The following is a 12955-nucleotide window of genomic DNA, read 5'->3' as shown; positions in this document are numbered from 1 at the left end:
GCTTACTTCTATAACATTTTTAGCTTCTCCGTTAGGGAAATCGGAATATTTTAATTGGCACTTGGCAATGCCTATATGCCGATTCATATAGGGAGTTCAAAATGAATCTTACTTTAATTGTGTTAATCATTCTTCTACTTGCTGTCTTACCTACCTGGCCTTACAGCAGCGGGTGGGGATATTATCCCAGTGGTGGAGTGGGGCTATTATTAATTGTGTTGATCATTGTGTTACTCACACGAGGTGGTCCTTAACCGATGGAGACAAAAATATAAATGTTCGACAATAGGTATATCTTTTTGCGATTGCAGTAAATAGTAACTAGACCTACTTTCAATTCTTTTCACAATTTATATAAGTTCTATATGCTCCTTTCGCTTAAAAGATTTAGCAAGTACTAATGAGGATTTTAAACTCTAAGGAAGATTAAATGAAAAAACTTATTGGAGGTATGCTACTTACTTTATCTTTTTCCTCTGTTTTTGCGGAACGTGTTATTAATACGCAAACCAACACCTGGAAAAGTGTTCCCATTACAGTAGATGAAGAGAATAAAACATATACCACATCAAAAGGATATCTAATGCCAGAGGGCAATTATTATTATACATTCTCTGGATATCGATGTCTTATGAATAAAACCGAAGGCGGTGGCGAAGAACCTCTGGTACTCAAACCAGTAAATACAGGAGAAAAAGAAATTTATTGCTATAAGGAAAATTAATCTATCATGCCTCACCCAAGCATAAAACCAGTGGATGGCTTTGTGATGAAAATCGTTTGATGAACCAAATAGATTCACTTAAGAGCCAGTGAGAGCAAGGAATCGACCAATAAAGGAGTGAGTTATGGACGCACATAAAGACATGCATATTACTACCGAAGTATTTAAAACTCCAGAAGCTGCTGAAAAAGCATATAAAGAAGCTCTGGATGCAGGCTACTCTCCTCAAGATATCACCGTAATGATGTCCGAGGATTCCAGAAATAAATATTATAATTCCATTCTGGTTAAGGAAGGCTCTAAAGCCTCAGAGGGATTGGCTGTTGGAGGAACCACCGGAGCCGCCTTAGGTGGAATTGTGGGAGCACTAGCCGCCTTAGGTACAAGTCTTTTAATACCAGGATTAGGTCTTGTAGTGGCTGGCCCTATTGCAGCAGGTTTGGCCGGTGCTGGTGCTGGAGGCATCACTGGAGGCTTAGTAGGTTCCCTTATTGGCTGGGGAATTTCTGAAGATAAGGCTAAAGTGATTGAAACAGAAATTCAATCCGGAGGAATTGTTTTAGGTGTTAATGAAACCTTACCTAATAAGGATTTGTCTACACGTTGGGAAAAATACCATAATTCTTAATAGCCAAATGCTACCAGTTTCTAGAAACTGGTAGCATTTTCATAGTATTTTCTCTTAGACTCAAAGCTGCTACTTAACTATCATTGCTTCCATATTAACTCCAGGAACAATTATTAGTGTGGAATAAAGCTTGAATCTCCATTATCTAGCTCATCTTTTTCATTCGCTGGTTCCTCAGCACCTACTAAAGGCTCTGTAATTTTTTTGGTGTTTTCGTTCCAGGGTTTATTATCAATAGCCACATTTTCTATTTCTAAATTGCTGTTAGCATTAAAATAGGTTTTAAAGAAAGTTACAATTTTTTGCCAAATAGAGGTTTGATTATTTTGTAAAAATCTAAAAGCTTGCTCCGCTTCGGGACTTTTACCTATTTGTGTCACATTAAAATTATAAATAGCAATTCTTTCCGGCGTTATATCAATTTCAACTCGAGCCTGCAGAGAATCTTCTCTGGGTTCTACCATAATATTCTGCCAGGTACCATTGAAAACCAATTTGACATGATTTGGGCTTTGAACCTCAAATTTAACATCATAATTGGGGCGCATCAAAAAGTTATGCCCATTTTCTAGCAACAAGCCGTTTAAGATGTTGCCCATAGCAAAATGCATTCCTGCTTTACATTGTAACAGCATTGTCATAGCTTTATTCTGCATGAATTGGTCGACAACGCCGCGTGAGCGCAGCCCTTCGCGCAATGCAGCAAGTGTAATTTTTTCACCGCTGTCGAACATTGTCTGCAATTCAGGAAATACTGCATAGGAGTCTCCACGACCTACTTCATTTTCGTCTGCGGTTCCAAAGTCATTGATAACACCTTCGGATTTAAATTTAAATACTATGCCACCAATCTGTTTGATTTTACCAAAAAAATTTAGCCGCTCTGGAGAGGAATAAATTAAATTTAAAGTCTTACCCATAATTAGCACCATAACATTACAAATATAATTCTTATTATACTGGTTAATTATTATCAAAAAATTAAGAACATGAATAATCAGTATGTAGCTACTGCCGAATGCTACTGAGCTGAATTGAGTAGAAGTTGCCTTGTTCAAATAAAATCTAAGTCTAACATAGATCTGGCTGTGCCACCGATTTTTCTGATAGCCTCTAAGCAACCTAACACATTAATTTTACAAAAGAAAATGCCAGTAAAGGCGAGGTACTGATTTTATAATTGCGAACAACAACTAAGGAAGTTAAGTACATGAAAGAATCATTTTTTCGCGCAAGGATGTGCAGCAAATTTATCATATTCCCTATTCTAAGTGAGTTATATTCCCCTGGATTACAAGCCGCCTGCGTCAATATATCCATTACAAGTGGCACCCAAACTATAACGGATCCCCAATCGACAATAGTGGATGCAGTGATGCTAGTGGTATCGGATATAGTGCGGCTACTGGAGGAATTTTAATTATTAATAACAATTCGGGCTCCGTTGCAAAAAAGAAAAGCGGTCCAAAAAAACAATTTCTGAATAGATCTCAGCCGTAAATTCCAAATTGTTCATTAATAAATGAGCTCTCAGTACGGTTACCATACATCCAAATATTAAACTGACCTTTTTTAAACATACGCATGATTTCAAACCCTCTGAGGGTTGCATAAGCAGTTTTCATGGATTGAAATCCCCTGACGGGATGGATGAGACGCTTAAGCTTTCCGTGGTCTGCTTCCAGTCGGTTATTGCGGTATTTTATCTGCAGATGACTTACATCAGAAGCCAGACTTCCCTCCTGTTTCAATTCTTTAATGGCCTGGCAATAGGCTGGATTTTTATCGATATTGATGACACGAACATCACAGGTGGGATTAGACTTGATGAGCTTTTTGAGGAAGCGTTTCGCAGCCTTTGTATTCCGGCGATGGGAAAGATAAAAATCAATCGTATTTCCTAGTTCATCAATGGCACGATACAGGTATTTCCATTCACCTTTTATCCTGATATAGGTTTCATCAAGAGGCCAACGTCCAGCATAACGTTTCTTATGCCAGTCAAGTCGTTTTTTTAATTCAGGAGCATCATGCTGAACCCAGCGGTACAAGGTTGTATGGTCAATTTCCAAGCCACGCTCCGCCATCATTTCTTCCAGATCACGATAGCTGATTCCATATTTACAGTACCAGCGAACACACTGTAAAATCACTTCTCCATGAAAATGACGCCATTTAAAGGCTGTAGGTTTCGTTGAGCGCATTTAGGAGCCCGTCCAATAGTTTTATTTAAAGTATAAACTATCGTTCGTTTTTGCAACGGAGCCCCATTACTCTCCAAAGACCCAGTTCCTATATTTATATTGATAGACTGTTTTCAAGGTTGATATAATCATACTAATTTTTAGAAGGGAGTATGAATGAGAATTCACTGGTTTTTTAAAGAAAAAGAAGTCGACTCAATTAAAAATATAATTGATAAGCTTGGTACCGATCTGACACTATTAGTCAATTTTTATGAGCAAACATTGAAGCAACATCCCTCGGTTATGCCCGGTATTTATAAAGCACCGGATATATTAATTAAAATTATGCATCGAATCCATGTTGTTTTTAACGAGCAACAGGAATTTAAAGAGGCCATAGACCAAGAAAACAAACTATGGTGTAAACCTTGGGAAAAATACCCTTCGTATAACTCCTTGAAGGCTTATTTAGATTTTCTAAAGTCGATCATATCTCCCAGCACTGATATTCTTCTCACAACAGATGATGAGTCAGATGATGAAGCAAATCTGATGAATTTAAATGCATAAAATATTAAGTCGGAAAATACACAGTGGGTTGAAAAGTCCTTTTATCTAAAAAGTTAAGAATTAAGAGTTTTTAAAAATGAAGAGAGCGAATACACGCTTAATTTCTAGTATTGAATCCAGACTTGCATTAGATTTAAATTATATTTACCCAGTGCTTTTTTATAAAATCCTATTAGTACTAGCATCTATGTGTCCGCAATACTCCATATCGCCCGCTATCCAACAATAACCGAAACCCGTTTGATAAAAAATACCAATACCATCTTGTTACGATGCATATGACGGTCCTGCCAAAATTACTCTTTTAGTCAAATAGTGTATAATATAAGTACAATTATATTGTAAGTTGAGCAGAACGAATTGCGGTATTATATAATATGGAGTAATTATTAATGAAAGCTAAATTCTTTAAAAATGTATCTAGGCCTCAGCCAGAAGGTAAATTGTTAATTACTGTTTTAGCCTCAGAATCTGATAATAATGGAAAACTTTATATAGACCTACCACAATTTACATTACGCCATGGTGTAAATTATGCCGAAACCTATAAAAATAAAACCAGCACTATTTATGTAGGTGATAATGGCTCTTATTTTGATTTAAAAGAAACTTTAAATGAGCAATTAATATTTGGAAATAATGCCTTGGAAGAGGCTACAGAGAAATTAAGAGACGAGTCCTTAACTTTATCTGAAGATGAAAAATTTGATAAGGTCTTAATTATAGGAAATATGTTAAGATTATCACCAGAAACTGCAAATACACTAAAAAATTTGTATGAATCAAAAGTTCGTGAAGGAGGATTGATTCGTGTTCAAATATGTAATTTTTGTGATAGGAGAATATTAGATGCAAACGCCAATGAAGGGAATTATTTTGTAGATGAAATTGTACCTACCTTCTGCCGTCTTAGTATTCCAGATAAATATAGTTTTATATCGGATAAAGATACTAGAGCTATTGATGCAACTGTTGATGAGAAAGAATTTAATAAACTGAAAACTCCTATAAACAAACTATTAAGATCTAGTAATTCAGAAAAGTATATTGAACATGGAGTAAATACTCTTTTGAAAAAATTAAACATTGATAACATATCAGATATCAGTATTGTTGAATTAGATGGCCAACGAGTTCCAATAGAAAACAGCTCGGGATTGGGTATGAGAATGGAATGATTGCGGTTAATCCACGAAACGATTTAACAAATAATACAATGTGTAGTCCTATGACCCTTGTGTGACATAGAATTATTCAATTTTGATGGCGCTTAGTGATTTCTCATGGGGCGAGGGAAATCGAGCTGAGCTTTGATTTTTCACCAGTTTGCGAACAAAAATATATCTTTGACATCTATTTTCGTAACTTCATTAACTAAATTTCTCAAGTCAACCAAATTACGAACCATCCTATCCATGCTAGGTGAGAAGTAATTTGTCCGGCACGGAAAGTTGTCCAAAAAAAGCCAACTATAAGTGTTGATAAGCAAACAAAAATTAGATTTTTATATGAATGATTTTTAGTCAAAGCCTCCGAACAAAAGCCTGATTAATTTTATAATCTATATTTAAAGACACTGATTTAGCGGTGGCTAAATCAATTGATTTTTGTCGAATTTAAAATAATATAGGGCCAATATAAAGGGAGATTTATATGCCTAAACTTAACTCGGCTCAAAAAAAATTAATAGCGGATGTTGTACATATTTTTTTCGATGAACTATTAAGCTATAACCCTTCAACTTCTTTAGTAAATCAGGCCTTACAGTCATTATCCAAGCCAATATTGTCCTTTACTGAAATTAATTACTTTCAGACAGCTAACATATGGACAGCCTTATATCGTATCCGCTCTATTTTGGCGCATCCTTGTCCTCAAAACCCCACTATAGATGTACTTCCGGAAGAGCTAGCAGCTTTAAATATTATGGATAATTTTCCAAGAATTTTACAACGTATCAAAGACAATGAAAGTGAATTAGAACCACGCGAACTTAAAGTAAAAATACTATGGGAGCAGAATTATAAGGTGGGTGAATACATTAAATTTTATCTTCAACATCGTAATGAAAATAATGTCATTATTTATAAAGGCCTTTGGAATTACCAGATTCTAGAAAAAGGTTTATTAAATCTTACACCTTTTGATAGAGAACATTATCCTATTAGTAAGCAGGACTTGATAAAATATTTATTCGTATTAATAGGCGAAAAATATCAACAACTCTATTGCCAAAATTTACCTCATCCAACTGTTTATGCAAGCCATGGCGCCATTAAAGCAGAACCCTTTGCAGAAGAAGGGGTGCCTGTTTTGCATAAATGGGCCAGTTCAGAGCATTTTCTAAAAAAAGTATTTACTAATGAGGATGGCACTTATGCGACATATACTGATAAAACCTACAAAATTTATGGAATATCATTGTTCCATATAGAAGATGATAAATTAGGTTTTATTTTAGAAAATAATCCTGAGTTTTATGAACTATTAATAGAAACACTGGCTCCCTACAAATCTAAAGATCTCATTTCAGCCTCTAAAACCTCTATATTTTTAAGAGCCATATCAACTAGCGAATTACCTGTGTTTTTAGAAAAACTAATAGAAATTGAACCTTCCATTTCATTGCTCCAGCCTACAATTATGGCTAAGGCACAACAATCCTTTATTTATTCCAGCTATCCTTGGCAGACGAGCCTTGGTACTCGTCAAAGGGGTAAAGGAGCTGCCGAATTAAGCTACCGGAATTTGCAATTTTTTATAACTGAAATGCAATTATTTTTTAAGAAAGAAGGAGGTATAAGTTTTGATTTAAAATTTAATGGTATTTATACCCATACCTTTGGAATTTGTTTAAAAAATTTAAGCTACCCCTTACCTTGGTTTTATAAAACCTCAACCGGGAATTATATTATTGATTTAGCGAATATTAATCTTTTAAACGATTTTCTCGATACACTTCATCTCTTGGGACTATTTGATGATGAAATGTTACATGATCTGAAAATCACTTCCGAATTGTATTTAAAATCATTACTCTCATTAAATGGTTGGCACAAGAAGGGCGATTTTAATGAAGATTTTTCCTCTGGGGCACTGTTAAATCGTCAAGTAATTTATACTAATTTGTCTCGCAGTGGGAAAATAAAAAAACTTGACCTACGTAGTTATAAAGACGGTGATGTGACTCTCGTCATAGACATCTGCTCCGACGTAAAAAATAATTGGCTCTTATTACTACAGGCACATAACTTTCATGCAAGTCGCCTTGGTGATAATTATTTTAGCATCTCCGATCATTCCTACTTAAAAGCGTTTTTAAAGCTGCTGCAACAAAATGATTCTACAGTAACAAATGAGCTTATTGATGACTTGTTGCAAGGATATGCAAATACTAACTTGGATAGAAAAGAACAGACGTTTTTTTATCATTATGCGGAAAGTCAATCAGCTCTATTTTTTAGTAAAGCGACCGAGAAAATAGCGGCAAAAGAATCGAAGCGAAGTAAATTAAATGAGATGTCCAACGATCCAACGGTTGAGGAAAATGGTGAGTTTGCTCAAAAGCAATTAGACCATGCTTCTTACAAACAATGAGTGAAATGTGGGACTAGGCTGGATTAATTTTCATATAGGTCAAAGAAACTCTTAGCTCAGTAAAATTGTATTGGGAACATGGGTCAACAACTCAGAGAATGTGCGCTATTAGTGATTAATACGCCGCCCTATATGCCAATATAGTAGAAACCCCCGTCCTATTAATTTCATGCATCGACACCAGTTTATTAATTATCCCAAGGAAGGTGGCATTTTTCAGCGCCATGAATGCACCCAGACCGTATTAGGATCTGGGTGTTGCGGTCCATTAATTAGTAATGAGACGGATACAGCGAACATGAGCATTAGAAAATTTGTCGTAATAATTCTGGCTCCCAACGGCAGGGAAAAATTGATACCATGCCTCATTCGCGCTCTGTTCAGTAGAGCTTGCATAACCAATGACTGTATCAAAAACACTATAACCCTGCTGACTTAAAGTATTATAAAGATTAGCATTGGTAGTGCCACAGCCTGGATCTGAACCTGAGCCTACATACCGACCACCAAGCTCACAGATAGATGGTAGATACCAATTGCCCGCCTGATTTGAACAAGCTTGCGCTGCAGGATATTGACCTGGAGGTGTGATTAAATTCATGGTATTACTCAATCCATCAGTGAAGCTGGTCGCCCCTGTAACTCCATGCACTGTGGACCAGGGGAAAGTAGAAACACCAGGACTTTGCTCCTCATCTGCTAATGCAGCAATTTTGCCAGCAATACTTCCTGTATTCGGCGTTATATCATCAATAGAGAATATAAGTCCTCCCTGATATAGACAACCATATCCGAGCACAAGGACATTAATATTTATTGATGATGCATTATCAGCACCGACTGTTATGGTGGTGGGGATGGGAGCGGTACTGCCTACAGTAGTACAGGCATTATTTCCTGCATCTAAACTCGCATTGGCGCCCGGGGTAAGGGTGATGTCGCAAGTGGCTCCGGGGTTAAGCGTTGTCCCAGTACATGTCTCGGCAGTAATTGATGTTCCATTGGGAAGCGTGCCTGAACTTATACTGAGATTACTTGCGGGTAAGGAGCCCGTATTTTGTATCCGTATGATTCGAGCGTTCCCTACTAATGCGGGATCAGAGACTGGAGCACCCGGTAAAGAGCTATTTATTGATAAAAGTAAATTTTGCGTTAATGGGGATAAAATGGCCTTGCCGAATATTACGGCAATAGTATGGTTGGCTTGAATGTTGCTCAACTGATAGCTGGTACCTCCCGTTTGCACCACATTTCCATCCAGAAGCCATTGCACTACAGCAAAACCCGCAGCTGGGGTCGCAGTAAACGTCAAATTACTACCTATGTTAACTACTTGTGGGGCGGCAGGAGAAATCACACCATTAGGACTCGCTGAAGGGGTGATTGTAAATTGGGGTATTGGTGGCTGTTCTGCAAGATGAACACGAAGTGCATGATTAGAGCTAGGTTGATAACATTGTAAGTCATTACCCTCTTGACATAAAATTGGCCCGCCAATTACATCCCCTGTTAATCCCGAACCAATTATATTGAGTGTTAAAGTGCAACTTCCTTTAGCTGGAAGCTTACAGGGGGCACTTTGATTAATTCCGGTAATAGGTTTTATTATCAAGGATTTCGCTTGTAGGGATTGGTTTTGCACGGTATAGACGACTTGAGCACTGTTTCCTTTCACTACTGTAATTTCTGTGGCTGTATTCGGCGTAAATATCCATAACGGTTTCGAAGCGTATGCATGTGTTCCAATCAGACCAAATAAAAGCATTGCGAGTAAAGCATTCTTATATTTTAGTATGGTTTTTTTTATGTTCATTGAGCCTCCTTTGCGTTTATTTATCCCCATTTCCTTAGAGTACCATGCCAAATTTTTTTCTATTTCGGGTGGTGCAAGTAAAAGACTAATCCCTTTCAGTAAATAACACATGAAATAATCATTATTACTACACGCCAATCCCATTTCCAATGACGTACAACCATGATCAACCCTAATATTAAGGTTAAAAATCCAGATAGGAATACTACAGCGGCTCATTAATTAAACTTTTAACATTAATAAGAAATCGCTCCATATCAACAAACATGGTAACAGTAATTATTATTAAATAAAGTCTAATTACTTAAAAATTTGGAGGTGTTCCATTCTACACTCTCCTTTGTTATTTTTCTTGTTTTGTCTGCAGCGGGCCATTTTAATGGCCCACACACGTGGGGCTTCCTCATTCAGTTTAAGGCCAATTACGTCCATATTTCAGATAAATAATTCCGTCTCTATGCATTATATTTATTTAAAATCGTTTCTTGCACTTCATTTTTTGTAAGGCCTGTATACAACAATGCACCCAGTAATATCTTTTGTTTCTCTTCATCACGCATAGCAGGATCGCTAAATAATATAGAATGAATATTTTTTAAAAATTGGACTCGTTTTTCTTCTTCTTTAATTTCTGGTTTTTGGGTAAACATTTTTGTATAAGCCATAAACATTCTCCGAAATCGATATTAGTAATATTTTCTGATAATTCCTAAAAACAACAAGTGGAAAATTAGAGACGAAGTCTAATTGGGCGAAGAGATTATAAAAATGGGCAACTATTCTCCATTTTAGGCTCTCCTATGCTATCATAAGCACTATCTCATCGTGATTAAAATATCTCCTTTTAATTTGATGCACTACCTCTTCTTATTGTTGTAATGAAAACATATAACTTATCCGTGACAGAGCTCGCGCTTCCCTCTCCCCGAGTAGGAAGTATTGATACCTATTCTGGTTTTAACCTAACCTCCAAACTTGCCATTAAAGCGCATCAAAACCTTCAGTACAAACTACTCAAATTACATGACAACTACACACCCGAAGTCAATGTCGATCATCAGCTTGCTTATAAGCAGTATTTTTTTAATATTTCAGGGCGGATGGATGGTATTTACCAAGAAGACACCCTACGAATTGAGGAAATTAAAACGGCCTTTGACCCTCAAAAATTAATTGATGTGCTTGCAGACAACTATTTCACCCATCCCTACTGGCTGCAATTACAAATCTATGGCTATATTCATTGGTTAAAGACCAAAACCGCTCCTAAATTAAATTTATTAATTGGTTCCTTACGCAATAAAAAAACATACCCCTTAGTTTTAGAATTTAATCAAAAGGTTTTTGAAGAATGGTTAAATCGTCGCTTAGAAGAGCTCGTGCTAGAAATCAAAGAATCCACAAAGCGTATTAAACATCGAAAACAGCAAAGCAGCCTACTTCGTTTTCCTTTTACTCAACCACGTCCTCATCAAAAAGAATTAATGGAATCTGTTGAGTCCTCCATGAAGAACCAAAGGCCCATGCTGATTCAAGCCCCTACAGGGTTAGGCAAGTCGATGGCCTATTTTGTATCCCACACTCAAGGAATCACTAAGCCGTGGACAAAAAACGCTCTATTTAACTCCTAAGAACAGTCAACACCATATTGCTTTAAATGCCGTTCATTTGCTTCAAGAAAAAGGTTCTGCATGTTCTTCGCTAATGCTTACCGCTAAAAAAAAATTATGCATGAAAAGTGAACCTATTTGTACGAGCAAACAATGTGAATTTGCGGAAAATCATTACACAAAATGCAGTAGTAATGACGTCTTAAAGAAGCTTCAAAAAAAGCAGAACTTAGATGCGGCAGTGTTTCGAAAGCTCGCAGTAACTTATCAAGTATGCCCTTACGAACTGCAGATGCAGAGTATTGCCTTTGCCGATGTGGTTATTGGCGATTACAACTATGTGTTTTCTTCAACGACTACATCAGGGCAAGTAGTGGACATGAAGCTTGGCGAACACGAGAAACCGAATTTGCTCATTGACGAGGTGCACAATTTACCAAGTCGGGGTATGGATTATTTTTCTCCTGTCTTAGAAGTAGCCTTTTTTGAGCGCTATTTAGACGCTCTCGATAGATACCCTCACCCCTTTCAGAAAAAACTTACGAAGGTAATCCATCAATGCATCTCAATCATTGATGATTGCGCGCTCCCAAACGTCTATGAGCCGCACATCACCAAGGCCCCAGAAGAAGCGTTTAAAAAACAGGAAGAAAAATTAAATCAATTACTTACTGATTATTTAGAATTAGATTTAACCATTGAAAGCGATGATCCAATATTAAAATTGTTTAATTACTGGTCCGACTTTACCGCAGCACTGGAGTTTGTAAATCAAGGCGGAGAGGAATTTTTTATTTCATTCCACCCCAAACATCATGCCTTAAAAATTAATTGCTGTGATGCCTCCAGTTTCTTGAAAGAACACTATACCCATTTTCAACAAGTTATTGGTTTCTCGGCCACCTTAAAACCTTTTGATTACTACAGCCAGCTCATTGGATTAAATACCTCATCTTTACATACAGAGGAATTTTCTTCTCCTTTTTCACCTAATCATCGTAAATTACTTGTTATCCCCCAGGTCTCCACCAAATATCGAGATAGAAAATCGAATAGTCATAAAATAATTGAGGTCATTGTTCGACTTTCCATGTTAAAGTCCGGCAACTATTTTGTATTTTTCCCAAGTTTCGAATTTTTAGAACAAATTTATGCGCAAATGCCTAACACGCCCCACTTTACATTAATTCGACAAGAGCGTCGCATGGACGCATCAAAAACTAAATCGCTTCTCATGCAACTTCATCAAAAAAATAAGAATCATTTATTTTTTGCTGTGCAAGGAGGAATGTTTGCCGAAGGAATTGATTACGTTGGTGAGCTCGCTATCGGGGCGTTTATAATAGGTCCTCCCCTTCCGTCTTTTGATTGGGAACGTGAACAAATGAAACGCTATTACGATACTCATTATAAGCAGGGTCAAGAATACGCCTATACTTATCCTGCGATGGCTAAAGCCATTCAATCAGCGGGAAGGGTCATTCGCAGTGAAACAGACAAAGGCTTAATTGTGTTACTGGACAATCGTTTTCTTCAATACCCATACAGCCAATGCATGCCCAAAGATTGGTTTTCTGAAAAACCCCAAGAGCTGATTTCCACATCCATTATCAAAGATGTGCAATCCTTCTGGGATCAAGTCTCTCCTAATAGTCATCTGGAATCGCACAACGAAGAAACTCAGTCAGAGGCATTAAGTGCCAATGATTGAGCTCTCACATTATGGGGAGGAACAGCTTAGCGCGGAACAACTAAAAAGTGCCTGGCACTTTTTTTAAAAATGCATCATTTAGAGCATCTCACCCTAGAGCAACTAAGCATACGCTG

12 protein-coding genes are annotated in these 12955 nt (G+C 37.0%); 8 read left to right on the top strand and 4 right to left on the bottom strand.

Annotated features, from left to right (window positions below; translation table 11 throughout):
• The first annotated feature begins 101 nt into the window (after positions 1-101).
• The 3 genes from BN3124_RS16815 to BN3124_RS06270 all read left to right on the top strand — a co-directional run bounded on the left by BN3124_RS16815 (position 102) and on the right by BN3124_RS06270 (position 1352).
• Complete coding sequence (locus tag BN3124_RS16815) at positions 102-254, top strand: DUF3309 family protein (protein WP_078061438.1); 153 nt, start codon at positions 102-104, stop codon at positions 252-254.
• A 176-nt stretch (positions 255-430) separates the two neighbouring features.
• On the top strand, positions 431-724 hold the full coding sequence (locus BN3124_RS06275) for a hypothetical protein (protein ID WP_058533934.1): 294 nt from the start codon (positions 431-433) through the stop codon (positions 722-724).
• A 124-nt stretch (positions 725-848) separates the two neighbouring features.
• On the top strand, positions 849-1352 hold the full coding sequence (locus tag BN3124_RS06270) for a hypothetical protein (RefSeq protein ID WP_058532984.1): 504 nt from the start codon (positions 849-851) through the stop codon (positions 1350-1352).
• A gap of 113 nt (positions 1353-1465) precedes the next feature.
• Here the strand turns inward: BN3124_RS06270 and BN3124_RS06265 are convergent, their stop codons facing one another.
• Both BN3124_RS06265 and BN3124_RS06255 read right to left on the bottom strand, forming a co-directional pair.
• The gene (locus BN3124_RS06265; protein ID WP_058533933.1) at positions 1466-2272 is read right to left on the bottom strand and encodes a hypothetical protein; all 807 of its coding nucleotides are present in this window, start codon (positions 2270-2272) and stop codon (positions 1466-1468) included.
• Between the two features lie 570 nt (positions 2273-2842).
• Positions 2843-3556 carry an IS6 family transposase gene (locus tag BN3124_RS06255; RefSeq protein ID WP_058533931.1) on the bottom strand — a complete coding sequence of 238 codons (714 nt, stop codon included), beginning with the start codon at positions 3554-3556 and terminating at the stop codon, positions 2843-2845.
• 156 nt (positions 3557-3712) lie between these two features.
• On the opposite strand from BN3124_RS06255, the gene BN3124_RS06250 reads away from it, so the two are divergent.
• The 3 genes from BN3124_RS06250 to BN3124_RS06240 all read left to right on the top strand — a co-directional run bounded on the left by BN3124_RS06250 (position 3713) and on the right by BN3124_RS06240 (position 7705).
• The gene (locus BN3124_RS06250) at positions 3713-4108 is read left to right on the top strand and encodes a hypothetical protein (protein ID WP_058533930.1); all 396 of its coding nucleotides are present in this window, start codon (positions 3713-3715) and stop codon (positions 4106-4108) included.
• Between the two features lie 392 nt (positions 4109-4500).
• Positions 4501-5286 (top strand): hypothetical protein, encoded by a 786-nt coding sequence (locus BN3124_RS06245; protein WP_058533929.1) that lies wholly within the window; start codon positions 4501-4503, stop codon positions 5284-5286.
• A 475-nt stretch (positions 5287-5761) separates the two neighbouring features.
• Complete coding sequence (locus BN3124_RS06240; RefSeq protein WP_058533928.1) at positions 5762-7705, top strand: hypothetical protein; 1944 nt, start codon at positions 5762-5764, stop codon at positions 7703-7705.
• A gap of 268 nt (positions 7706-7973) precedes the next feature.
• On the opposite strand, the gene BN3124_RS06235 is transcribed toward BN3124_RS06240, so the two are convergent.
• Both BN3124_RS06235 and BN3124_RS06230 read right to left on the bottom strand, forming a co-directional pair.
• The gene (locus BN3124_RS06235) at positions 7974-9518 is read right to left on the bottom strand and encodes an InlB B-repeat-containing protein (protein WP_058533989.1); all 1545 of its coding nucleotides are present in this window, start codon (positions 9516-9518) and stop codon (positions 7974-7976) included.
• A gap of 455 nt (positions 9519-9973) precedes the next feature.
• Positions 9974-10183, bottom strand: coding sequence for a hypothetical protein (locus tag BN3124_RS06230; protein WP_058533927.1), 210 nt, complete (start codon positions 10181-10183; stop codon positions 9974-9976).
• 213 nt (positions 10184-10396) lie between these two features.
• On the opposite strand from BN3124_RS06230, the gene BN3124_RS17350 reads away from it, so the two are divergent.
• Together BN3124_RS17350 and BN3124_RS06225 are read left to right on the top strand one after the other, a co-directional pair.
• The gene (locus tag BN3124_RS17350) at positions 10397-11149 is read left to right on the top strand and encodes a DEAD/DEAH box helicase family protein (protein WP_230849106.1); all 753 of its coding nucleotides are present in this window, start codon (positions 10397-10399) and stop codon (positions 11147-11149) included.
• A complete protein-coding gene (locus tag BN3124_RS06225) occupies positions 11088-12839 on the top strand; it encodes an ATP-dependent DNA helicase (protein ID WP_230849105.1) in 1752 nt (583 codons plus the stop codon). The genes BN3124_RS17350 and BN3124_RS06225 overlap by 62 nt, the downstream gene beginning before the upstream one ends.
• Positions 12840-12955: the final 116 nt, after the last annotated feature.

Origin of the sequence: Legionella saoudiensis, assembly GCF_001465875.1 — a bacterium.
Taxonomy (GTDB): Bacteria; Pseudomonadota; Gammaproteobacteria; order Legionellales; family Legionellaceae; genus Legionella; species Legionella saoudiensis.
Note: the sequence above shows the minus strand (reverse complement) of the source record. Positions and strands in the feature narration are given on the sequence as shown.